We start from the raw sequence: 23,850 nt of genomic DNA, 5'->3' as shown, positions 1-23,850 counted from the left end.
TCCCCGCGTCAGCCGACGATCACGACGCCGCGTGGCGACCCGGCCGTCCGGGGGATCACCAGGCCACCCGACGAGCTTCCGGACCCGCCACCGACCGGGCGCAGCGGCGACGACGAGCCCTTCGGCACCCCGTACGGCCCGCCGTACACCTGTGCCGGTCCCGGGCACGGCAACGGATACCCGCAGGACGGCGCCTCCGCCCGCTGCTTCAGCCAGCCAGTCGCGCTGACGAATCGCGGCCGCCACGAGCGCACGTCGATCGGTGCGCGCTTGGTGAGCGTCACACCGCCGTCCCCGCTGCTCGACGCCGCACCCGCCCAGACCCCGCCCGCCGACGTACCGCCCGCGCTCTTCGCCGGGTGGGCCAGCGTCGCCGCCAGCGACCGGCCACCACCGCTGGTGGAGGACATCGTCGATTCCACCTCGTCCGCCGGTTGCCACTCCACCGGACGCGGCGAGATGCACTGGTCCCAACCACGGCAGGGACGCTCGGCCAGGACGTACGCGCTCTGGCTCGGACTGCGCTGCTGGCAGGCGACGGCCGGCCCGGGGTTGTCGTACGAGCAGCCGTAGACAGGTGACTTCGACGCGTCCCGGGTGGAGTTCGGGGTGTAGACCTCGTGGATCATCTCCCAGCCGAGGTCACCGTTCGGGTCGACAGTGCCGCTGCACATCGACCCGAAGTTGGCGCAGGCCCACGGGTCGTAGAGGCCGTCCGCGGCCGGCGCCGGAATGCCCCGGTAGACCTTCAACCCGTTGGCGTCGCTGAACGAGAGCGGGTTGCCGCTGGCGTACGAGTAGCCCTGCACCTGCTGGGGGTCTTCGTGGTCAACGATCGGGTCGGCCGAGACGAACCCGCCGGTGTCCGGGTCGTACTCCCGGGCCCCGAGGTGGGTGAGACCGGACGGGTCACCGGCCCCGCCGACGAAGTCCCGCTCGCCGGGCCAGGCGGCCGGGTCCACGCCGCGCTGTCCACCGAACGGCAGCCGGTGGCGCCGGGTGACGCCCAGGTCGTCGGCGTCGACGCTGACCCCGGCCGTGCCGTGCAGGTCGGTCACCAGCCAGCTCAGCTCGGCACCGACGCGTACCGCCACCGGGTCACCGCCGAACCGGTAGTACCGGGTGCCGGTCACCGTGCCGGTCCCGGTCGCGCGCAGTTCGGTGTCGCCCAGGTACAGCGTCGTACCGCCCGCGTCCCGACGCAGCAACCGGGTGCCGTCGGCGTCGTACACGTAGCTGGTGCCGCCGGCATCCGTCGTGACCGACCCGAGGTGGCCTTCGGCATCCCAGTCGAGCTGCTGGGAGATGCCGTCGACGCGACGACTCGTCTGGTTGCCGCTGGCGTCGTACCCGAAGGTGTCGGTCCCGGATTCGCCGGGGCCGCTGCTGGTCACCGACCGCACTGTGTGCGGCTGGGCCGTTCCGGCGGCCGGGTGGTCGAACGTGCGGGTGACGTCCCCGCCCGCGAGGTGCCGCACCTCGGCCAGGCGGTTGCCGGTCCGGTCGTAGCCGTACGAGTGCCAGTACGGCGCCGCGCCGCCGAGTCCGGCCACCACGGGTGTCGTGCAGCCGCCGGTCGGCGTCCAGGCGTCGGTGAGCCGGCGCAGGTGGTCGTAGCCGAAACACTGGGTGTCCGCCGCGCTCCCGTCGTCCGGTGCGTCAACGACGGATCGGACGTTGCCGGCGGGATCGTAGGTGTAGCCCAGCGCGGTCACCCGAGAGGTGGACTCGTCCTCCACTGTCGTCGACGTGGCGGTCAGCCGCCCGCTCGCGGCATCCCACTGCTGCGCCTGCCAGAGCTGCTGACCGGATGCACCGGAGGTCCGCGAGATCGGTCGGCCGACGCCGTCCCTGGTGGTCGCCACGACGTACCGCCCGGCGCCGCTGGTCATCGTCGTCGGCAGGCCGAGCCCGTCGAAGCCGTAGGCGAGGGTCTCCGCCGGCAGGCCGCCACCACCGAAGATCGTGGTGCTGGTGACCTGGTCGGTCTCGTCGTACTGGTAGCCGGTCGCGTAGGTGCCGCCCAGGCCGGTCTCCGCCGCCGGGATCGTCACCGCCGTCCCGGTACGCCGGCCACGAACGTCGTAGCCGGTCACCGCGCTCACGTACGCGTTCGCCCCCACGTGGCGGGTGGAGGAGGCGAGCAGCCCCCTGCCGTTGGGCGCCGTGTCGTACGCCCACCCGGCGAGCCGGGTCGCACCCTCGTCGGTGCTCGTCCGACGCCCGAGCGCGTCGTAGGTGTGGCTGAGTGTGCGCCCACGGGCGTCGGTGGTGGAGAGCACGTGCCCCTCGGCGTCGAACGTGCGCGTCGTCGCGCCGGTGTCCGGAGTCTCGGCCCGGACCTGGCGGCCACGCATGTCGTACGCGTACCGCCAGGTGTTGCCGGCCGGGTCGACAACTGTGGCCAACTGCCCACCCCGGGTGTAGCCGTACCGGGTGGCGTCGTAGGTTCCGCTCGGCGTGTCACCCACGTACTGACGCCGCTCCACCACTCGGCCGGCCGCGTCCGCGAGGGTCATCGTCGCGGTGCCGCCCTCGGGTGGGTCCACCGCCGTCCAGTCGCCGCCGTACGTGGTGCTGGTGCGCCACTTCTCCACGCCCCGGGACAGGAGGATCTCCGCCGTCGGCCGCCCGGCTCCGTCGTACACGGTGCGGGTCTGCGACTCGGCAACACTGTCGGGCAGGCCGAGCAGCGTGGTGCCGGGCGGTCCGCTGCGGTCGTACTGCGGTCCGGATCTGCGGTCCACCCGGCCCACCGGGTCGTACTGGACGTCGGTGAGCACCCGGCCACCTGCCGGCGAGGGGTCCTGGGTCTGCCGCAGCCGCAGCAGCCCGTCGTACACCTCGTAGCTGGTCCGGTAACCACCGCCGGCCAGCAGACTGCGCGTGGTCACCGCCGCCCCGCTGGAGCGCAGCAGGTACTCGTAGCGCAGGCTGGCCGGATCCGTGGTGGCCCGGCCGGGCAGCCAGACCGCTGTCGCCCGACCAAGCGCGTCGTACGCCCGGCTGGTCCGGCCGCCGTTGGCGTCCACCTCCGCGGTGACCGCACCGCGCAGCGGCTCCAGTGTCGTGGTGGTGGTGTGGCCGAGCGGGTTGGTCCGGACCAGTTGGGTGACCGGGCCACCCAGGGCCGGCGTGTAGGAGATGCCGGTCCGGTTGTTGCGGGCGTCGAACTCCTCGATCGGCCGTCCGTGTTGGTCCACGACGACCCGGGACAGGGTCTGGTAGACCGGCGCCCCGGAAGCCCAGGCGGACGCCTCCTCGGTGCGGGTCAGGTCACCCTTCGTCGGCGCGGTGCCCCAGGCGTCCGCGCCGTCGTAGAGGTAGCGCTGGTCGGAGATGAGGTCACCGGGGTACGAGACGTCGCCGCCGCACCGCACGCCGAGCTTCTCCACCCGGAAGGCCTTGTCCACGATCCAGTCCGTGGTGTTGCGGGCATAGGTGTACCTGGTGCAGGTGTCGTCCCCGGCGGTCGACACGTCACCCTGGTCGTCGACCTCGGTCAGCGTGCCGTGGTCCGGCTCGTGCTTGTAGACCACAGTGGTCCGGCGCACCCCACCGTCGGCCAGCGCGGTGTAGGTCTCCTCGGCCCGCTCGGCGACCAGGTGCGACTCCAGCGGGTTGCTCGTCGGCCGGTCGCGGCTGGCAGTCTCCCGGAGCTGCGTCGGCTCGGAGATCACTGTGGACACCCACCCGCCACCCGCTCCCCGGTAGGTGGTCGTCTCGCGGGCGAAGCCGCGCCAGTAGGCCCGGTCGGGAATGCTGCCACCACGCGAGTCGACAACCGACGCGGTACGGGTTCCGCCCGCCGTCCGGTCGCCGTCCAGGCCGCGCAGGAACAGGTGCTCGGTCACCGTACGGAGATCGGGTGCCCCGGCCGCCGGTGGGGCGCCGGTCAGCACCCGGACCCGCTGGTAGCCGCGCCACTGCCCCCAACTCTTGCGGTCGGCGGGCACCAACTCGGCGTCGTCGTACGCCCAGGCGGCGGCACCGGCGCTGAGGTACTGGTACTGGGTGATCCGGTCCGGGCCGGTCGTCGCGTCGTCCTCGACGACCTGGGTGACAGCGGTCTTGATGAACCAGTCCGGCACGAGCGACCCGCCGTCCGGCGTCCACTTCACCGGGAAACACCTGGTGGTGTTGGTGTCCGGGACCGGCAGGGCGGACCGGTCACACGGCTCCCGACCGTAGGAGACGGCGATCCGGCCACCCGTCTCGTTGGTGATCGTCGTGATCCGCCACTTGTTCATGGGCGAGATGTTCTCCAGCCCGTCGACCCGGTTGGCCCACCGCGAGCCGCCGAACGTCACGGCGGGCAGGCTGGTGTTGCCGCCCACCTGACCGGTGCGGACGACGGACTGCAACCACAGCCCGGGGCTGGTGCCGTCACCGGTGTCCAGGTAGCCGTGGGTGAGCGTCCAGGAGTCGGCGTTCTGGTAGGCGGTGCCGACGCGCACCTGCGCGGTCACCGTCGCCAGTCGCTTGGTGCTCCAGAAGGTCGGCGTGGTGATCGCGCAGGACGTCGCCGAGCAGGCGGTGTCCCACGGCACGTCCGGCCAGTTCTGCGGCTGCGCCTGGGTGCAGGTGGTGCCCGGCAGGCACCGGTCGGCCGCGGTGAGCACCACCCGCGCTCCGGCGGGGGCGCTGGATCCGGCACGCAGCCCGTACTCGATGCGCGCGAGGTTGCCACCACGCACGTACGCGGTCGGGGTGGTGTCGTTGCGCGCGTAGTAGTTGATCTCCTGGTCGTAGTGGTAGGCCACCGCGTCGCCGTGCCGGTCGAGCACGTAGTCGAGGTTCCAGCGGTACGCCTGCTGGCACCACGATGTCGCGAACGTCGACTGGTGGCAGGGCTCACCCGACCCGTTGCCGAAGACCGGGACGGTGAACGCCGAGTTCGCCGCAGTGGCCCGGCCGAAGAAGTACTGCGTCCCGTCCGGTGCGGTCACCCGCCAGTGCTCGCCGTTGTCGTCGCCGTTCGACGCCCCGGTCAGCAGTGTGATCCGCCAGCCCCGGTCGTCGGCGAGGTGCCAGTTCTTGTTGTCGGTCGCCGATGTCTCCGGCACCAGCTCACCGGAGGCCAGGCCGGGCAGCACCAGCGTGGCGTTGGGGGCCTCCCAGCACAGGTCGCCACCGCTGCCCGTCCCACCGTCGTCGCGGCAGGCCCGGTACGACCGTTCGACGAACCCGCTGGGCAGGTCGAAGCCCTCACCGACCCAGGACGGTTGGTTGTTCGTCGCCACCACCCGGCCGTCCACGCTGCCGGAGGAGTAGGCCAGGGAGACCTCCGGCGCGCGGCCCGGCATGGGCGGCAGTGCCATCGGGTACGACCAGTTGAAGTCGCCGGACTGGAGCCCCACCTGCCAGGTGGCCGAGGGGGCGAGCGACGTCGGCTGGAAGGTGCCCGCACTGCCGCCGGGCGCGGCGGCCACTGCGTACAACCCGTCGCTCAGCTTCGCCCGCACCCGCCCGGTGACCGCGTCGTTGGTGCTGGCCACCGGGGTTGGCGCGCAGTTGCCGGCGGTGGCGGTGGTCAGCCCGGTGGTCGGCGCGGTGGTCAGCGCGCACTCCGGCAACCGGAGCAGCCGCAGCCGCGAGCCGTAGTCACCGCCGTAGGCGTGCCGGAAGCCCGAGTAGTCCACCTCCACCGACGCCGGGCCGGCTTGATCGCCCACGTGCGCGAGCCGCAGCACCACCCCCCGTACGCCGGCCGCCGCACTGGCCTTGCGGTCCAACACCTCGACCCGGACCGTCGTCTCCGCCCGAGCACTGGACACCCGAGTCGTCGACGGACCGGCCGCGTCCGGGTGGCCCACCCGGATCGGCAGGTCACCGGCCCGCTGCCAGGACGCCGTGGCGTCCGACTTGACCGCCGCCGCGCTCACCGCGGGCAGACTCACCTCGGCGGTGCCGGCGGTCGGCCAGCTCACCGCGGGCGCCTTCCGCAGGGCGCTGGTGGCGCTGGGATCGTCGGCCGGCACGGGTGCCGGCCGGGCCGCCGAGAGCGCCGGGCCGGACGGTATCGCCTGTGGTCTCGGGGCCGCCGGGCGGGCGGCCAGGGCTGGCCCGCTCCCCAGCGACGACGCGACCAGCGCTACTGCCACCCCCGTGGCCATCATGGACAGATATCTGCGCGGTACGCGCATCTCAACCTCCGCTAAACCCGCTGCCAGTTGTTTGCGAGCCATGATCAGTCGTCACCGAAAAAGTGGTCGGACGCGCCTTCAAGTACTTTGCCCACGCCGAAGCCCACGATCATCCCGGCAGCCACTCCGCATATGGCCAATCCGCCACACGCTGCCGTAGCCAGCAACCCCGCCCCAAATCCCGCCACGACTGCCACCACGTTGGCGGCCGCATGAAGAGCGACCGTCTTCCCCGACTTGCCCTGTGACACGTCGACGGCGACCCCGATCGCCAAATTCGCCCCGCCAGACACACTCCCCATAGCAAACTTGCCGACTTTCCCGTACTTGCCCACCGTCTCCCACGCGGTGTAGCCGTTCTTGCTCTTCGACCAGTCGATTACCCTGCGACCCTCGCCTGCGCCGCTGCTCTCCCAGATGCCACCATTGGCACCATCCAAGGCCAAGCCCAGGAGATCCTTGGTCGGGAATTCCGCGCCCTTCGGTTTTGCCTTGCCCGCTGCGCCGCAACCGTTATGGCCGGTGCAGCCGCTTTCCTTTCTCGTCTTGGCCGACTGCGCCTTGGCACTGGCCTTGTCCGCGAGGTATTTCTTCTTCATGGCGGCGGCTTTTTCTTTCCACTGCTGCGCCTGGATCTTGCGCGCCTTCGCTGCCGCCTTCTTGTCCGCCAGGTACTTCCGCTTCATCGCGGCGGCGTACTCCTTGGCCTGCTGGGCCTGGATCTTGCGCGCCCTCGCCGCCGCCTTCTGTTCGGCCAGGTACTTCTTCCGGAGCGCGTCCGCCCGAGCCTTCCACTGCGCCGCCTGGATCTGCCGCGCCCGAGCCGCCGCCGCGGCCGCACTCGACTTCTTCGCCGCATTCGGCTGGGTGAACGTGGTGCACTTCTCGTTCGCGCAGGCGCGCAGGCCGTCGGCGTCGGCGTAGGTCGCCGGGCTGTTGTTGGCGTACGCGTACCCGTGCATCTGCTGCGGGTCCTCGTCGTCGATGACGGGGTCGACCGAGAGGAACCGGCCCGTTGCCGGGTCGTACTCGCGGGCGCCCAGGTGCACCAGGCCGGTGGGGTCCGCCGACCCGCCGACGAAGCCGCGCTGACCGGGCCAGGTGGTCGGCTTCGCTCCCCGGGACTCGCCGAACGGCAGCGAGTAGCGGCGGGTGACGGCGAGGGTGTCCGCCCGGATGGCGGTGTCGGCGGTGCTGTGGTGATCCGAGACGAGCCAGCTCAACCCGTCCGAGCCGGTGCCGGTGCGCACCGCGAACGTGCCACCGCCCTGGCTGTAGTAACGGGTCGCGTTGACCAGCCCGCTGCCGGCCTCCCGGCGCAGTTCCGTGCTCCCGAGGTAGACGGTGGTGCCGGTCCGGTCCCGGCTGAGGATGCGGTTGCCCTCCGCGTCGTACAGATAGTCGGTGGTGGTGCCGTTCTCGGTCACCGACACCAGGTGGCCCTCGGCGTCCCAGTCGAGGGCCTGGGTCCGGCCGGCGACGGTACGGGCTGTGGTGTTGCCGTCGCTGTCGTAGCCGAAGGTGTCGGTTCGCGAGCCACCCGGCCCGGTGGTGGCGACCGACCGCAGCGTGTGCGGCTGGGCCGAGCCGGCATCCGGGTAGCCGTAGGTGCGGGTGGTGTCACCGGTGGCGGCGTGTTGCACCTCGCCGAGCCGGTTGCCCACCTTGTCGTAGCGGTACGAGTGCCAGTACGGGGCCGGCCCGCCGAGCGCCGCTGTCGTCGGGGCCGCCGCGCAGTCGCCCGACGCCGGCGTCCACGCCTCGGTCATCCGGCGCAGATAGTCGGCGCGGAAACACTGCGTGTCGGCGGTGACCCCGTCGGGGGCGTCGGTGACCGAGAGCAGGTTGCCCGCCGGATCCCAGGTGTAGCTACGGGCACTGACCTGCGGATCGTCGTCGGTTTCCCGGATCACCGACGTGCTGGCCAGCCGTCGGGTCACCTCGTCGCGCTGGTACGACTGCCAGACCTGGCTGCCCGCCGCCCCGAGGGTCACCGAGGACACGTCGCCGAACCTGTCGTAGGAGGTGCCGGCCACGTACTGGGCCAGCCCGGAGAGTGTGCTGGGCAGGTCGGAGGAGGGGTCGTAGCCCTGGGTCAGGGTCTCCGCGCCGAGCCCGCCGGCCGCCGGCAACGTGGTCCTGGTGATCCGACCGGACGGGTCGTACTCGATTGTCGTGTCGTAGCTGCCGCCGAGCCCGGTCTCGCTCGCCGGGACGGTGACCCGGGTCCCGGTGGGCAGCCCGGTCGCGGCCAGGTAGCCGAGTGCCTCGCTGCTGTAGACGTCGGCGCCGACGAACCGTTTCGCGGCGACCGGCAGCCCCTTGCCGCCGGGCAGCGAGTCGTACGTCCACTCGCTGAGCTTCGTTCCGGTGGCGGACCCCTCGTGGACGGCGGTCCGACGGTCGAGCGCGTCGTAGGTGTTGACAAGGGTTCGGCCGCGGGAGTCGGTGCTGGAGACCAGCCGGTCACCGTTGTCGTAGGTGAAGGTGTTCGTCCCGGTGTCCGGGTCCTCGGCGCGGATCTTGCGGTCCCGCAGGTCGTAGCCGTACCGCCAGGTGTTGCCGGCCGGGTCGGTGATCGTGGCCTGCTCCCCCGACCTGGTGTAGGTGTAGTGGGTCGCGTCGTAGGGGCCGGTCGGGCCGGTGCCGGTGTACTGGCGCAGTTCGACAGCCTGCCCGTCGGCGTCGAAGATCTCCATGGTCGGGGTTTCCCCGTCGGGCGGATCGACCGCCGTCCAGTTGCCGCCGTAGGTGGTGGTGGTCCGCCACTTCTCCACACCCCGCGACACCAGGATCTCCGCCGTCTGCCGACCCGAGCCGTCGTAGAGGTAGCGGTTCTGCGCGGCCAGGTTCGAATCCGCCGGCGGGGCGACGAGTGTCGTGCTGGGCGCGGCGCTGTTCCAGTACGCCGGGTTGGTCTTCACCACCTCGCCGCGACTGTTGTGGAACGTGTCGGTGACGAGCCGGCCACCAGTGGCGGAGGGGGTCTGCGTCTGGCGGGCCCGCAGGAAGCCGTCCATGATGCTGTGGCTGTCCCGGTACGCGCCGTTGGGTCGCAGCGTGCTGGTGGTCACCGCGCTGGCGCCGTTGTTGCGGACCAGGTAGGCGAACTTCGCGTGCGGGCTGTCGCCGGCGGACCTGGATCGACCCGGTGCCCAGGCGGCGACGACCCGGCCCAGCGGGTCGTAGCTCAGCTCGGTACGCCGGCCGTTGGCGTCCACCGTGGCCGTCGCGTCGCCGAGCAGCGGGTCGAGGTCGACGGTGCTGGCGTGCCCGAGCGCGTTGGCGGTGGTCACCCTGGTGACGGGCCCACCGACGGCCGGCGTGAAGGTGACCTGGTCGGTGTTGCCGAGCGCGTCGGTCGCCGTGGTCGTGCGGCCGTGTTTGTCCAGCTTGACGCTGCCGCCGCTGACGTACACGGGGCCGTTCGACCAGGAGGCGAGTTTCTCGACCGCTGTGACGTCCCCGGTGGTCGGCGGCGCTCCCCAGGTCTTGCTGTCGTCGTAGTAGTAGCGCTGGTCGGAGAGCAGGTCCCCGGGGTAGGACACGTCCGCGCCGCAGCGCACCCCGACGGTACGGACCCGGGACTCCGCGTCGATGATCCAGGCGTCCCTGTTGCTGGTGTAGGTGTAGTCGGTGCAGGTGTCGTCGGCGTCGGTGGCGATGTCGCCGAGGTCGTTCGTCTGCTCCAGGGTGCCGTTGGAGTCGAACTTCTGGACCGACTCGGTGACGCGTTCGGTGCCGTCGGCCAACGCGACGTACTCCCGCTGGGACAACTCCTCGACCAGGTACGCCTTGAGCTGCGTGCCGTCGCGGCGGTCCCGGGCCGCCGTCGTGGCCAGCATCGTGGGCTCCGAGATCGTCCGCTCGGTCCAGGCGCCGCTGGTGCCGTTGTACTCGGTCACCTCCCGGGCGAAGCCACGCCAGTACGCCTCGTCGACCTTCGTCTTCCCGGTCGAGTCGGTCACCTTCACGTCACGAGTGCCGGTGGTGGTCCGGTCACCGTGCATGCCCCGCAGGAACAGGTGTTCCGTCCGGGTCTGCTCACCGCCGTTGGGGTCACCGGTGCGCACCACCACCCGCTGGAACCCACGCCACTGCCCCCAGGTGCGGAACCGGTTCGGGGTCAGTTCCGTGTCGTCGTGGTGCCAGGCCGCCGCGCCGACGTACTCGTACTGGGTGATCTCGTCCGGGTTCTCGACCAACCGGTCGTCCTCGACGACCTGGCTGACCACGAACTTCCGGAACCAGTCGAGCTGTGGATCGACAGCGCCCGACCGCCCCCAGAAGGCGGGGAAGCACGTCCCGGCGTTCTGGTCCGGGGCCGGCAACGCCGACCGGGTGCAGGGCACCTCGGTGTAGCTGATCCGGACCTGACCGCCGGTCTCGTTGGTGACCCCCACCAGGCGCCACTTGTTCATCGGGGCGTCGCCGTTGTCGTCGACGGTGTCGACCCGGTTGGCCCTGCGCTCGCCCGTGAAGGTCGTCGGCGGCAGGCTCGCCGTACCGCCGACGTGCCCGGTTCGTACTATCGAGTCGAGCCACAGTGAGGCGGTGGTGATGTCACCGGTGGCCGGGAAGGAGTGGGTGAGCGTCCACGACTCCACGTCCTGGTAGCTGCCACCGGAGCGGACCTGGGTGGTGACCCTGGCCAGCCGCTTGCTGATCCAGAACGTCGGCGAGACGACCTGGCAGGGCGTGCCGGCGCAGGCCCGGTCCCACGGCGTGTCCGGCCAGTTCTGTGGTTGCGCCTGGGTGCAGGTGCTGCCCGGGACGCAGCGGTCCGCGACGGAGAACACCACTCGCGCCGACGCGGGCGCGGCCGAGTCGGTCCGCAGGCCGTATTCGATCCGGTCCAGGTAACCACCCCTGGTGTACGGCGTGGCAGTGCCGCCGCCACGGGCGTAGTTGTTCGTCTCCCGCTGGTAGAAGTACGCCATCGCGTCGCCGTGCCGGTCCACGACGTAGTCGAGGTTCCACCGGTACGCCTGCTGGCACCACGACGCCGCGAACGTCGACTGGTGACACGGCTCGTTCTTGCCGGCCGCCACGTTGTTGCCGTAGACCGGCACGGTCCAGGTGGAGTTCGCCGCCGGGGCACTGCCGAAGAAGTACCGCGTGCCGTCCGGCGAGGTCAGTTTCCAGTGTTCGCCGTCGTTGTCGCCGTTGCCCGCGTTCGCGTCGGTCAGCCGCTCGATGCGCCAGCCCTCGTCGTGCTCGGCGTGCCACTGCCCCGACGTGTCGTCGAGCACCAGCTCACCGCTCATCCCGGGCAGCGACACCGTGGCGTTGTCGGACCGCCAGCACAGCTCCTCCGAGCCGGCCTGCCCGTCCTCCTTGCACGCCACGTAGGACCGTTCGATGAACCCACCCTGGAGGTCGAAGCCCTCCCCCGCCCAGGACGGCTGGTTGTTCGTGGAGGCGGTCCGCCCGTCCACCGCGCCGGAGGAGTAGCCGAGCGCGATGCCGGGCGTCAGGCCCGGCATCTCGGGTGCGCTCATCGGGTACTGCCAGCCGAAGTCGCCCGACTCCAACCCGACCGACCAGGCGGCCGACGGGGCGAGCGACGTCGGTTGGAAGCTCCCCGAACTGCCACCGGACGCGGCGGTGACGGCGAACAGGCCGGTCTCGACCCGCGCGCCGACCCGCGCGGTGCGGGTGTCGTTGCGGGAGGGCACCGGTTCACCCCTGGCGCATCCGGCAACCTCGGGAGTGGACAGCACGCACTCGGGCAGTCGCACCACGCCGAGCCGGGCGGCCCAGTCGCCGCCGTACGCGTTGCGGAACCCGGAATAGTCGAACTCCACGTCCAACGGGGCGACAGCCGCGCGGGCGCCTGCGGTCGCGCCGCCCGACGCCAGGCGCACCAGCACCCCGGGTACTCCGGCCCGACGCGCGGCAGCCTGGTCCAGCACCTCCACCCGTACCCGATCTGCTGTGGTGTCGGAGCGCCGCGTCGCCGCACCGCTCTGCCCGGCCACCCAGACCGGCAGGCTTCCCACCCGGGCCGGCGTCGCGCCTGACCCCGGCCGGTCGACCTCGACGGCACCCGGCGCGGGCCAGGTCACCGCGGGCGCCGACCGCACGGCCGCGACGTCCTCCGGGCCGGGCCGCGCGGCGGCCCAGGTCGGTGCCGCCCGCAGCGGCACCGAGGCGGGTGCGGCCTGCGCCCGCGGAGGCCCGGCCCGGTTCGGACCCGCGTACGCGGGTGCGACGCCGCACCCCGAGTTGACAAGGACGACGGCCAGGAACCCGGCCGTCGTGGCGAACAAGAATCGGATCCCCCGTGCAGCCGTCATTCGCGTCTCCCCGATGTCAACCAGCCGCCGTCCGCGCCCACCCGGCGCGGGATCGCAGCGTGGCATCCGGGTTCTCACAGGTCGCTCACAGCGACCTGACGGGCAGGTGCGCGAGATGACCGGGGCCGCGGGCTTTCGGGCCAACGGGTACGCCGCTGGCCGGCTTAGAATTTCGCCAATGCAGGAGGACGTCGTTTCCGTGGCTGTGCTGGGGCCACTGCGGGTCAGCGTGGGCGGCAGCGCTGTTGCGCTACCCGGTCCGGGGCCTCGCATGCTGCTCGGCGTGCTGGCGTTGTCGCCGGGCCAGCCGGTGAGTCCGGACCAGCTCGTCGAGCTGATCTGGGGCCCGGAGCGAGGCACGCATGCCGCACTGCACACGAGCGTCTACCGGCTGCGCGCCTGGCTCCGCGACAGGTTCGCCGACCGCGTCACCCTGGAGCGGGCCGACGACGGCTACCTGTTGCGTACCCCGCGCTGCGAGGTGGACACTGCTGCGTTTCGCGACCTTGTCGTCCAGGGCGCGGCGGGCACCGAGAGCGAGCGGATAGCCTCCCTGGACCGCGCCCTGGACCTGTGGCGTGGCCCGGTCCTCGGCGCGGCGGCGAGCTGGCTGCACGACGCTCCGATGGTGGTGGCCCTCGAACGCGAGCGGCAGGCCGCCGCCCGCGACCTGGCCGAGCTCTGCCTGCGGGTGGGCGACCCCTCGGTGGCGGTACGACAACTGCAACGCCTCGTCGACGCCCACCTGTTCGACGAACCACTGCACGCGCTGCTGATCCGGGCGCTTGGCGCGAACGGCGCGGTGGCCGATGCCCTCCGCCTCTACGACCAACTCCGCGCCCGGCTGGCCACGGAACTGGGGATCGACCCGAGTCAGGAGCTTCAGCGCCTGTACCAGCAACTGCTCCGCGTCGAGACGCCGCCGGCCGGCGGCGATCCGGGCGCACCGGAGCTGACCCACCCGACACCGCGGCAGCTGCCCGCACCGCCACCCGAGTTCACCGGACGCGACGAGGAGGTCGCGGCGCTCTGCGCGGCGCTGCTGCACCGCCGCGACGACCACCCACCACTTGTGGCGGTGGACGGGGTGGCGGGGGTCGGAAAGTCAGCGCTCGCCCTGCACGTGGCCAGCCGCGTCGCCAGTTCGTTCCCGGACGGTCAGCTCTACGTCAACCTCCGGGGCGCGGGCGTCGGGATGCCGCCCCTGGAGCCGTCCGCGATCGTCGGTCGATGGCTGCGGCAGCTTGGCGTCGCGGGCAGTGCGGTGCCCGCGCAGCTTGCGGACGCGACCGCGCTGTGGCGCTCACTGCTGGCCGGTAAGCGGCTACTGCTGCTGTTCGATGATGCCGTGTCCCCGGAGCAGATCCGGGCCCTGCTGCCGTCGGGGCCCGGTTGTGCCACGTTGGTCACCAGCAGGTCGGTGCTGTCGACACTCGACTGCACGAGTTTCGTTCGGCTACAGCCACTGAGCACCGACGACGCTGTCACGCTGATCAGCCGGCTGGTGGGCGAGCGGCGGGTGTCCGACGATCCCGCCGCCACCGACATGGTCGTCAACCTGTGCGAGCACCTTCCGCTGCTCCTGCGGATCGTGAGCGCCCGGCTGATGGCCCGCCCGTCATGGACGATCCGGGCGATTGCCGACCGCCTCAGCCAGGAACAACGACGCCTGGACGAGTTGCAGGTCGACAACCTGAGCATGCGGGCCAGCCTGGCGGTCGGCCTGCGGGGCGCCGGCGACGACGCGATACGCGGGTTCCCGTTCCTCGGCCTGCTCGGCGTGCCCGAGGTCGACCTCGCGCTCGCCGCGGCACTCGCCGGGAGCACGCTCACCGACACCGAGGCCGCCATGGAGCGGCTCGTCGACGCCCGACTTGTCGACTCCCCGGCGCCGAATCGTTTCCGGATGCACGACGTGATCCGCCTCTACGCCCGCGAGCAGGCCGAACGTCACCTCGCCGACGGCGAGCGGCGGGCTGCCCTCGGTCGTGTGTTGGCCCACTACCTCTCGGTCGCCGAGCAGGCGAGGTTCCTCCTCGATCCGAACGAACCGGTGGACGTCCAGGTCGGCCCGGCTCCCCCCCACCCCGCGGGGTTCAGCCTGCCCGACCAGGAGGCCGCCAGGGAGTGGATCGACTCCAACGCCCCGCACCTGCCCGATGTCATGGCGGGCCTGGCCGCCCGGCCGGAGCACACCGCCGGCGCCGCCCGCCTCGCCCTCCTGGCCTACCCGGCCCTCGCGATCCGCGACCACTGGCCCGAGATGATCCGCCTCGACCGGATCGCGATTCGCGCCGCGCAGGCCTCGGGCCAGCCGGAGGTGGAGGCGTTGGCGCGCAACCACCTCGGCATGGCGTACGGACAGACCAACCAACTCGACGAGGGCCTTGCCGAGTTCCGCACCGCCCTGGAGTTGTGGGAAGGACTCGACGACAGGCACCACACGGCAAAGGTGCTCAACAACCTCGGCATCCTCAACCGCATGCGGGGTGACCTGGCCGAGTCCGCGCGCTGCCACGAGCGCTGCATCACCCTGTTCAACGCTCTGGGCGACAGTAACAACGAGGCGCGCGGCCTCCAGAATCTCGCGGTGGTCGAGCGCCGTCTCGGTCGGTACGCCAACGCGGTCGCCGCCTGTGAGCAGGCAGTCGAGATCTTCCGCTCCCTGGGTGACGACTACCGGCTGGGCCTCACCCTGGGCGCGCTCGCGGACTGCGTCCGGCTGATCGGGCGTCCTCGGGACTCGGTCGCCATCTTTGAGGAGGGCCTGGTCGTCCTGCGGCAGTGCGGCAATCGCTTCGGGGAGGCCCAGCAGTTGTGGGGGCTCGGTCTTGCCCTGGACGACTTGGGTGATCGACTCCAGGCCCGGTCGCACTGGCAGTCGGCCCTCGATGTCCTGCGCGAGTGCGGGTACGTCGACGACGACGACATCAGGGCGATCATGGCGGAGCCGACGCCGAGCCCGCCGGCTGCCATCCGCAACAGCACGTAGCTCCGACAAGGGGCGGGCCTGGCCGCCAACGAGCGAGGGCCCGTTCCCAGAAATCCTGGGAACGGGCCCTCGCCGATGTGGTAGCGGGGACAGGATTTGAACCTGCGACCTCTGGGTTATGAGCCCAGCGAGCTACCGAGCTGCTCCACCCCGCGTCGACTGGTTAACCCTAACCCATCCCGCTCAACGATGATCAGCCGGGGGGTCGGCACCCGTCGTGGGCGCGCCGCCGCCCGCACAAGAAGAAGCCCGCCTCCCCAAGGTGCGGGAGGCGGGCTTCGCTTTGTAGCGGGGACAGGATTTGAACCTGCGACCTCTGGGTTATGAGCCCAGCGAGCTACCGAGCTGCTCCACCCCGCGTCGGCTCGCTAACCGTAGCGCACCACCCCCGGGCCCCGCAAAACGACATCCGAATCCGCCGGTTCGCAGCCCGGCACTGTGGGGTCAACCGAGCCAGGCGTCGATGGCGGCGACCGCGCGGCGACTGTCCGCGTCGACCTGTGTACGCGGGCTGGACCCGGTTCCCCAGCCCTTCTCCCAGAGTGTGGTCACCACGTCGCCGACCCGGATCGCCCGCACCAGCCGCACCAGGACCTGGCACAGCGAAGCCCCCGTCGTGCGGACCGGGAGGGTCCGACGACGGGGGCTCCGCGAGTCGCAGCCGAGGACTGCGGTCAGCCGCCCGCGCTCGGGCTGCCGCTGGGCGACGGTGACGCGCCACCGCTCGGTGCCGCGCTGCCGCTTGGCGCTCCGGTCGGGTTGGCGGCCTGTTGCGCCTGCTGGAACGCGGTCAGCGCCTCGTCCAGGGCCTTGAGCGCGCGGCCGTACCGCTCGAAGTCACCAGAGGTCTGCGCGGCCCGCACCTCGGTGATCGCGGTTCGCACCCGCTCGGCGGCGGTGGCCACCTCACCGGTCGGCGGCGGGTTGCCGGTGCCGGCGCTCGGCGTCGGCGTCGGGGTCGTCGGCGTCGTCGGATTGCCCCCGGTGGTCGGTGGCGGCGACGTGCCCTGCCCGGCTTTCTTGCCCTGCTCCACCAGCTGCTTGATGCCGTCGTTGATGTTGTCGGCGAGCGCCACGAAGGAGCCACCGTCACCGTAGGAGAGCAGCACCTTCTGCAACAGCGGGTACGCGTCCTGCTGGTTGCTCTTCACGTAGACCGGCTCGACGTACAGCATGCCGTCGGCGAAGGGCAACGAAAGCAGGTTGCCGTACTGCACCTGCGCCTGGTTACTGGAGAGCAGGTTGAGCTGCTGACGGATGTTGGCGTTGTTCGTCATCTGCTGGTGCACCTGCACCGGGCCGGAGATCCGGGTCTGATCCGGCAACTCCAGCACCTCCAGCCGGGGATTCCCGTCGACGTACGACCCGGAGATCAGGGCGGCCAGGTTCTGCCGACCGTTCGGGGTGACCGCGGCGGTGAGCTGGAACCGGGGGCTCTCCTGCCCCGGGAACTGGGTGAACAGGTAATAAGGAGGCTGCTTCTGGCCGCTGTCCGGGGCGTCCGGCACCGTCGGCACCTGCCAGAAGTCCTGGGCGGAGTAGAAGTCGCCGGGGTTGGTCACGTGGAACTTGGTGAGCAGGTTGCGCTGCACCTTGAACATGTCCGCCGGATAGCGCAGGTGCTCGGTCAGCTCGACCGGGATGTCCGCCTTGGGCAGCACCAGGTCACCGCCGAACGCCTTGTTCCACGCCTTGAGCACCGGGTCGGTGTCGTCGTACTCGTAGAGCTTCACGGTGCCGTCGTACGCGTCGACGGTGGCCTTCACCGAGTTCCGCATGTAGTTGACGTTCTCCCGGGCCAACTGGAAGGTGCCCCGATTGGTCAACTCGTCGGTGGTCTCGGTCTGTAGGTTGACCCGCTCGGCGTACGGGTAGGTGGCCGCCGTCGTGTAGCCGTCGACGATCCACTGCACGCGACCGCCGACCACCGCCGGGTACGGGTCGCCGTCCAGGGTGAGGAACGGCGCGACCTTCTCCACCCGGTCCCGCGGATTACGCACGTAGAGCAGCTTGGAGTCCTTGTTGACCGCCTCGGAGAGCAGGAAGTTCGACTCCTGCTCCTTGATGGCGTACAGCAGCCGGCGGGCGAAGGAGCCGATCTTGACGCCGCCCTCACCGGTGTAGGTGTAGGACTCGCCGCCGCCCTCGCCGACCGGCCTGTCGAACTCGGCCTTCTTGTTCGGGTCGGCCTGACCGACGATCGCGTAGTCGTCGGGCGCCATCCGCTCGCCGTAGTAGATGCGCGGCTGCTTGGCCGGGATCTGCTCGGTCTGTGAGGAGCACGCCTCCTGGGTCTTCTCGCCGAGGAAGCCGGAGACGAAGAACGGCTGCCCGCCGCAGACCACCTGGTTGGCCGGGGCGGCCACCAGCCCGTACCCGTGGGTGTAGACGGTGTGCCGGTTGATCCAGGTGTTCTGCTGGTCGGTCAGCTCACCGTAGTTGATCTCCCGGACGCCGACCACGTAGTCGGAGACCTTCCCGTTCACCCCGTAGCGGTCGATGTCCAGCTTGGGGCCGAAGTCGTAGAAGCCACGCACCTGCTGGAGCTGGGTGTACGTCTCGCTGACCAACTGCGGGTCGAGCAGCCGCACGTTCGACACCACCGAGGTGTCGGTGGCCAGGTTCGCCGGTGGGGTGAGGTTGTTCGCCGCGTACGGGGTCGTCTGGGTGGCCCCCAGCCCGAACGCCGCCCGCGTCGCGTCGATGCTGCGCTGGATGTACGGCGCTTCCTTGTCCTTGGCGCTCGGCTTGACCTCGAAGGTCTGCACCGCCCAGGGGTAGATGCCGCCGATGGCCACCGCTGACACACCGAGCAGCGCCAGCGAGATCCCCGGCCAGACCAGGTTGCGCATCCAGGCATTGGAGAACACGACGATCGCGATCGCCACCACGATCGAGATGTAGGCCAGGATCTCCTTCGCCGGCAGCAACGCGTTGACGTCGGCGTAGCCGGCGCCGTACAACTTGGCGCCCTCGTTGTATTCCAGCAGCATCGCCCGCCGGTCCAGCACGTACGCGACGGCCTTCAACACCACGAACACCGCGACCAGGCTGCTCAGGTGCGCGCGGGCGGCGTTGCTCATCCGGTCACCGACGCCCTGGAGACGGACCCCGCCGAAGAGGTAGTGCACCGCCAGCGCGCCGATCACGGCCAGCACCACGGCGGTGAAGGCGACCCCGAGCAGGTAACGCCAGAACGGCAGTTGGAAGACGTAGAAGCCGATGTCCACCCCGAACTCCGGGTCCTTGATCCCGAAGTCACCGCCGTTGCGGAAGAGCAGCCACTGGTTCCACCGGTTCTGCGCGGAGAGACCGGCGAAGAGCCCGACCACCGCCGCGACCAGCGCGATCCAGGTGCCGAGTCGCGGGCTCAGCGCCATCCGGTAGCGCTCCAGGGTCGCCTGCTCCACCGAGTGCGGGCGCAGTCGCGGGCGCAACCGGTGGGCCAGCCAGAGGTTGCCACCGACGACCACCGCCATGCCGAGCCCGATGGCGAGGAAGAGCACCAGCCGGGTCAGCAGGACACCGGTGAAGACCTCGGTGTAGCGGACCTCGTCGAACCAGAGCCAGTCCGTCCACGCCTGGACACCCCAGCCGAGCAGGGTGAAGAGCACGAACACCCCGACCAGGACAGCGATGGTGACGCGCCCGCGCCGGCTCATCCTCGGAAGGGGGCTGCTGCTACGCATGACCACTGTTGGCTCCGCACGCTCGATGTGATCGGCTCCGACCAGGCACCCAGAGTACGGGGTGTTCCTGAGCGTGTCGGGGCACGGTCACACCGGTCAGCAGCGGGTCGGCTGACCCCCCGCGCGCAACGTCTCCAGAGCGGTCATCGCCTCGTCCAACGAACCCACCCGCAACAACGGCAGACCCGGCTGCGGATTGCGGACGGCCTCGGCGCAGTTGTCCGCCGGCACCAGGAACACCTTGGCGCCGGCACGCTTCGCGCCGACCAACTTCTGGGCGATCCCGCCGATCGGGCCGACGGTGCCCTCGTCGTCGATGGTGCCGGTGCCGGCGATGACCTGGCCGCCGGTGAGGTCGGCCGGGGTCAGCTTGTCGACGATCCCCAGGGCGAACATCAGACCGGCGCTCGGCCCGCCGATGTCACCCAGGTCGATGCCGAGGGTGAACGGGTGCGGCTGCTGCTGGTCGATCTCGACGCCGATCCGCGGTCGGCCGTCCTGCTCGCGACTTGTCACCGTCGCCGTGGCCGCCGCCCCGTCCCGGACGTAGGCGATCGTCAACGCCGTGCCCGCCGGCTTGGCCCGCACCAGCTCGGTGACCTTCGCGGCCACCGGCACCGGCTGACCGTCGACCGCGGTGATCACGTCGCCGGCCTTCAGCGTCCCGGCCGCCGGGCCGTCCCCGGCCACCGTCTTGATCACCACCTGCACCGGAAAGCCCAGCTCCCGCAGCGCGGCGGTCTCCGCGCTGGTCTGCGACGCCTTGAAGTCCTCCGCGTTGCGCTGCTCGACCTGCTCGGTCGACTCCCCCGGCGGGTAGACCAGCTCGCGCGGCACCACCGCCTCGTCGTCGGAGAACCAGCCGGCGATCGCGCCGCGCAGCCGCACCGTGGGCTGCACCCCCACCGTGGTCAACCGCAGCTGGCCCGCCGAGGTCGAGGTCTCCCGTCCGGAGACCTGGATGACCTCCTTGCCGTCGGCCGTGCCGAGGGTGTTGACCGTCGGGCCCGGACCGAGCACCACGTACGGGATCGGCACCCGCAGCACCCCGATGCTCAGCAGGGCGGTGAACAGGGCACCGAGCAGGACCGTCAGGCCACGACGTCTCATGCCGCAGAGCGTACCGACCGGCCGGACGCCTCCTGCCGGATGCGCCACGCGACTTCGCCCTCAGCGCAATGCCAGCGGCGGCGACCTGGGGCGCGGTCCGCGTACCGTAGACGTCGTGCCTGATATTCCGTTCGGTTTCGCGCTCCCGGGTGGGCAACCACCAGACCCCAACGATCCCGCGCAGATGCAGCAGTTCATGTCGCAGTTGCAGCACCTGCTCTCCGCGCCGGGCAGTGGTCCGGTCAACTGGGACCTGGCCCGGCAGGTAGCGGCCAGCCAGCTCGCGGCCGCCGGCGACCCGGCGGTGTCACCGTATGAGCGCAACGCCGTCGAGGAGGCGCTGCGCCTGGCCGACCTGTGGTTGGAGCCAGCCTCGGCATGGCCGTCGGGCATCCAGTCACCTGTCGCCTGGAACCGCAATGAGTGGATCTTCAAGACGCTCGACGTGTGGCGCAAGCTCTGCGACCCGGTCGCCAGCCGGATGGTCGGCGCGATGGGCGACCTGGTGCCACCGGAGGCGCGCGCCCAGCTCGGGCCGATGCAGTCGATGGTGGCCACCCTCGGCGGCGCGCTCTTCGGCGGTCAGCTGGGTCAGGCCCTCGGCTCGCTCGCCGCGGAGGTGCTCTCCGCCGGCGACATCGGGCTACCGCTCGGCCCGGCCGGCACGGCCGCGCTGATCCCGGCCAACATCCGCGCGTACGGCGAGGGCCTGGAGCTTCCCGAGGACGAGGTCCGCCTCTACGTGGCGCTGCGCGAGGCCGCCCACCAGCGGCTGTTCCAGCACGTCCCGTGGCTGCGCGGGCACGTGCTCAGCGCCGTCGAGATGTACGCCTCGGGCATCCGGGTCAACCGGGACGCGATCGAGGAGGCGATGGGCCGGGTCGACCCGACCGACCCGGAGTCGATGCAGGCGATCGCCCTGGAGGGCATCTTCACCCCGGAGGACACTCCGGCGCAGAAGGCCTCCCTGGCCCGACTGGAGACCGCACTCGCCCTGGTCGAGGGCTGGGTCTGCCACGTCGTGGACAGCGCCGCCAGCGACCGGCTGCCCAACGTCGTCCGGTTGGGCGAGGCGTTCCGCCGCCGCCGTGCCGCCGGTGGCCCCGCGGAGCAGACCTTCGCCGCACTCGTCGGATTGGAGCTGCGCCCGCGCCGACTGCGCGAGGCCGCGGCGCTCTGGGCCGCGCTCACCGAGCACCGCGGCATCGAGGGCCGCGACGCCGTCTGGGGTCACCCGGACCTGCTCCCCTCGGACGACGACTTCGCCGACCCGGTCGCCTTCGCCATGAACGACATGGACCTGAGCGAGCTGGACAGCTTCGACTTCAGCGCCCCCGGCGGCGCGGAGGAGAAGGCCCCGGGCCAGCCCGACAAGACCGACGACGAGGGCGACGCCAAGCCCTGACGCCAGCGCCCGGGTGCCCGCCCCGATCGACAGCGGGCACCCGTCGGCACGGCGGGCTGGTCAGGTGGGTCGGCGCGAGCCCGAGAGAAGAGCGCGTGTCGCTTCCCAGCCCTCGAAGGCCGGGTCCAGCGTCGCCAGGTCTGCCGGGCCGCGCAGCCGTCGCCACCCGGCGGTGACCGCCACGTCGCCTGGTGCGGGGGCACCGGAGCGAACGTCAGCCGCCACCGTCGTTTCCAGGTCGAGCGCGGGGAGCCAGCTCGGCACCGGCAGTCGCACAGCCACCCCGAGTAGGCCCGGACCGCCACCCTCGACCGGAGCCACCGCGACCGGTCGGGTGGTGAGCGGGCGCAGCAACTTTCCGACGGTCAGTGCGGGTAGGTCGGGCACGTCGCTGGCGAGCACGGCTGCCTGGTCGTAACCCTCCAACGCGGCGAACACGGCGTTCGGCGTCGGCTCGGCCACCTCGTACACGGCTGTGCCGGGCCACACCAGCGCATCGGCCAGGGCACGATCGGCCGGCGTCACCGCGACTGCGGTCTCCACCTCGTTGAGCGTGGCGAGCAGGTCGACGACGTCCTCCGCGAGAGCCGCTCGCCACTCCGCCAGGTCGATACCGGGCGGCGACCAGTGCACCGGCCCCAGTAACGCCACCACCACCCGTCGCGCCATCCCCCGACCCTAGCGCCCTGTCCCGTACGGCCGCCTGACCCCACCCTGGCGCGGCTCGACCACATGATCGACTCGGGTTCATTGACGTCGCGGTGTCCCGGCGGCCTGGACAGCGCGGTATTCAGGAAGGCGAGTGGATCTAGGCGCATGCCCCAGCCAGCGGCCGGCGCTCGGAAGGTTCGACACGCTACGGCCAGCGGCTCGGCGGGCAGGCAGAATCAGGTCGGGACCGGGGCGCAGGAGGCGGCGGCGACACCTTCGAGGTAGCCACGGGCGCGTTCCGCTTTGGGGTAGCGACCGACCAGCGCCCAGAACCGGGCGTTGTGGCTGGGCACGATCAGGTGCGTCAGCTCGTGCAGCAGCACGTAGTCGATCACCCAGTCGGGCATTTCCTGAACGCGGTGCGAGATCCGGATGCTGCGGTCGGCCGGCGTGCACGAGCCCCACCGGCCGTTCTGGTTGGTGACCCACCGGACGCTGGCCGGGACCGCCTTCGTGGCGTACCCGGGGAGGTAGAGGTCGATGAGCCGGGTGGCACGGGCCAGCAGCTCGGCGTCGGAACGCGCCAGGCGCCCCTCCCGGGCGGCGAGCCGGGCGAGCATCCGGTCGACCCACTCGCTCTCCTCGGCGCGGGAGAACTGGTCGGGGATGAGGACGACGACCCGCTCGCCGTCACGGTACGCAGACACCGTGCGTCGCCGACGCTGACTGCGCCGCACCTCGACGACAGGCTTGCGCGTCCCCGCCATCACTGGCCCGCGCAGCCTCGGCTACGTGTCACGAAGGAAAGCTAATGCCCTCTGACCAGGGGTCCGCAAGAGTCAACCACCCGACACGCGCCCGGAAAATGGTGATTGGTCGTCAGGTGTCCCGAAAATTTCTTGAGCGCGACGCCATCGCACCGTCTCGTCACCCTTGGTGAACACCGACGGCACCGGTACGCGCCACTCCTCCACCGTAGGTGATCACGATGGCGGATGCCGCCGCGGGGGCACTCGCACGGGTGGCTGTGGGGGTTTGGTCGGCGTGTCCCTGCCAAACTGACTTATCCGACCTATTTCGCCATGCACACTCTCGACGTCGACTTGCTCACAGTGTCGATGCACAGCTGACATGGAGCCGCCCAGACCTGGGTAGGGTCCGCGGACCAGCGGTCACGAAGGTGGCCGTGGAGTGAGACCCAGCGCCGGCGCCCCGTGTGGCCCGCCGCCGGGCACCCCGCCGGGACGGCATCGACCGGCGGACGAGACGAGGAGGGCACCGTGGCCGACCAGGCCCAGACGACCTACAACGGTTACTGCGTGAAGTGCAAGGAGAAGCGGGACTTCGAGGGGCACGTGGAGGTCTCGAAGACCGGTATGAACATGGCCAAGGGCAAGTGTCCGGTATGCGGAACAACAGTGAACCGCATCCTGGGCAAGGCCAAGGTCTGACCCGAACGAGTGACGGGGGCGGGGCTCGAGGACACCACCGCGTCTCCGCTGGCCCCCGCCGCGGAGCGGGGCATCACGGACGCCAACGAGCGCGACGACCTGCCCAA

The 23,850-nt window shown here is 71.1% G+C and carries 10 protein-coding genes and 2 tRNA genes; 3 read left to right on the top strand and 9 right to left on the bottom strand.

The window, feature by feature from the left end; genetic code table 11:
- Positions 1–8: 8 nt before the first annotated feature.
- Together AB0A95_RS07275 and AB0A95_RS07270 are read right to left on the bottom strand one after the other, a co-directional pair.
- Complete coding sequence (locus AB0A95_RS07275) at positions 9–6,146, bottom strand: RHS repeat-associated core domain-containing protein (RefSeq protein WP_357554758.1); 6,138 nt, start codon at positions 6,144–6,146, stop codon at positions 9–11.
- Between the two features lie 44 nt (positions 6,147–6,190).
- A complete protein-coding gene (locus AB0A95_RS07270; RefSeq protein WP_357554757.1) occupies positions 6,191–12,445 on the bottom strand; it encodes an RHS repeat-associated core domain-containing protein in 6,255 nt (2,084 codons plus the stop codon).
- A 178-nt stretch (positions 12,446–12,623) separates the two neighbouring features.
- Between AB0A95_RS07270 and AB0A95_RS07265 the strand changes: the two genes are divergently transcribed.
- Positions 12,624–15,437 carry a BTAD domain-containing putative transcriptional regulator gene (locus AB0A95_RS07265; protein ID WP_357554756.1) on the top strand — a complete coding sequence of 938 codons (2,814 nt, stop codon included), beginning with the start codon at positions 12,624–12,626 and terminating at the stop codon, positions 15,435–15,437.
- 78 nt (positions 15,438–15,515) lie between these two features.
- Here the strand turns inward: AB0A95_RS07265 and AB0A95_RS07260 are convergent.
- The 5 genes from AB0A95_RS07260 to AB0A95_RS07240 form a co-directional block, all read right to left on the bottom strand.
- A tRNA-Met gene (locus tag AB0A95_RS07260) sits at positions 15,516–15,592 on the bottom strand.
- A gap of 131 nt (positions 15,593–15,723) precedes the next feature.
- Positions 15,724–15,797: transfer RNA gene (locus AB0A95_RS07255), tRNA-Met, on the bottom strand.
- An 84-nt stretch (positions 15,798–15,881) separates the two neighbouring features.
- Positions 15,882–16,016, bottom strand: a complete 135-nt coding sequence (locus AB0A95_RS07250) for a hypothetical protein (RefSeq protein ID WP_357554755.1) — start codon at positions 16,014–16,016, stop codon at positions 15,882–15,884.
- A 95-nt stretch (positions 16,017–16,111) separates the two neighbouring features.
- Positions 16,112–19,126 (bottom strand): UPF0182 family protein, encoded by a 3,015-nt coding sequence (locus AB0A95_RS07245; protein WP_357554754.1) that lies wholly within the window; start codon positions 19,124–19,126, stop codon positions 16,112–16,114.
- A gap of 96 nt (positions 19,127–19,222) precedes the next feature.
- A complete protein-coding gene (locus tag AB0A95_RS07240) occupies positions 19,223–20,236 on the bottom strand; it encodes a PDZ domain-containing protein (RefSeq protein ID WP_357554753.1) in 1,014 nt (337 codons plus the stop codon).
- A 184-nt stretch (positions 20,237–20,420) separates the two neighbouring features.
- Between AB0A95_RS07240 and AB0A95_RS07235 the strand changes: the two genes are divergently transcribed.
- Positions 20,421–21,641, top strand: coding sequence for a zinc-dependent metalloprotease (locus AB0A95_RS07235; protein ID WP_357067187.1), 1,221 nt, complete (start codon positions 20,421–20,423; stop codon positions 21,639–21,641).
- Between the two features lie 60 nt (positions 21,642–21,701).
- Here the strand turns inward: AB0A95_RS07235 and AB0A95_RS07230 are convergent, their stop codons facing one another.
- Together AB0A95_RS07230 and AB0A95_RS07225 are read right to left on the bottom strand one after the other, a co-directional pair.
- Positions 21,702–22,310 carry a hypothetical protein gene (locus AB0A95_RS07230; RefSeq protein WP_357554752.1) on the bottom strand — a complete coding sequence of 203 codons (609 nt, stop codon included), beginning with the start codon at positions 22,308–22,310 and terminating at the stop codon, positions 21,702–21,704.
- A 218-nt stretch (positions 22,311–22,528) separates the two neighbouring features.
- Complete coding sequence (locus AB0A95_RS07225) at positions 22,529–23,059, bottom strand: M48 family metallopeptidase (RefSeq protein ID WP_357524826.1); 531 nt, start codon at positions 23,057–23,059, stop codon at positions 22,529–22,531.
- A 513-nt stretch (positions 23,060–23,572) separates the two neighbouring features.
- Here AB0A95_RS07225 and AB0A95_RS07220 point away from each other — a divergent pair.
- A complete protein-coding gene (locus AB0A95_RS07220; RefSeq protein ID WP_167457767.1) occupies positions 23,573–23,743 on the top strand; it encodes a DUF5679 domain-containing protein in 171 nt (56 codons plus the stop codon).
- The last annotated feature ends 107 nt before the right edge of the window (positions 23,744–23,850 follow it).

The sequence above is a fragment of the Micromonospora sp. NPDC049230 genome, assembly GCF_040647875.1.
Lineage (GTDB): Bacteria > Actinomycetota > Actinomycetes > Mycobacteriales > Micromonosporaceae > Micromonospora.
The sequence above is the reverse complement of the archived record's forward strand: the minus strand, read 5'-3'. Positions and strand labels throughout refer to the sequence as shown.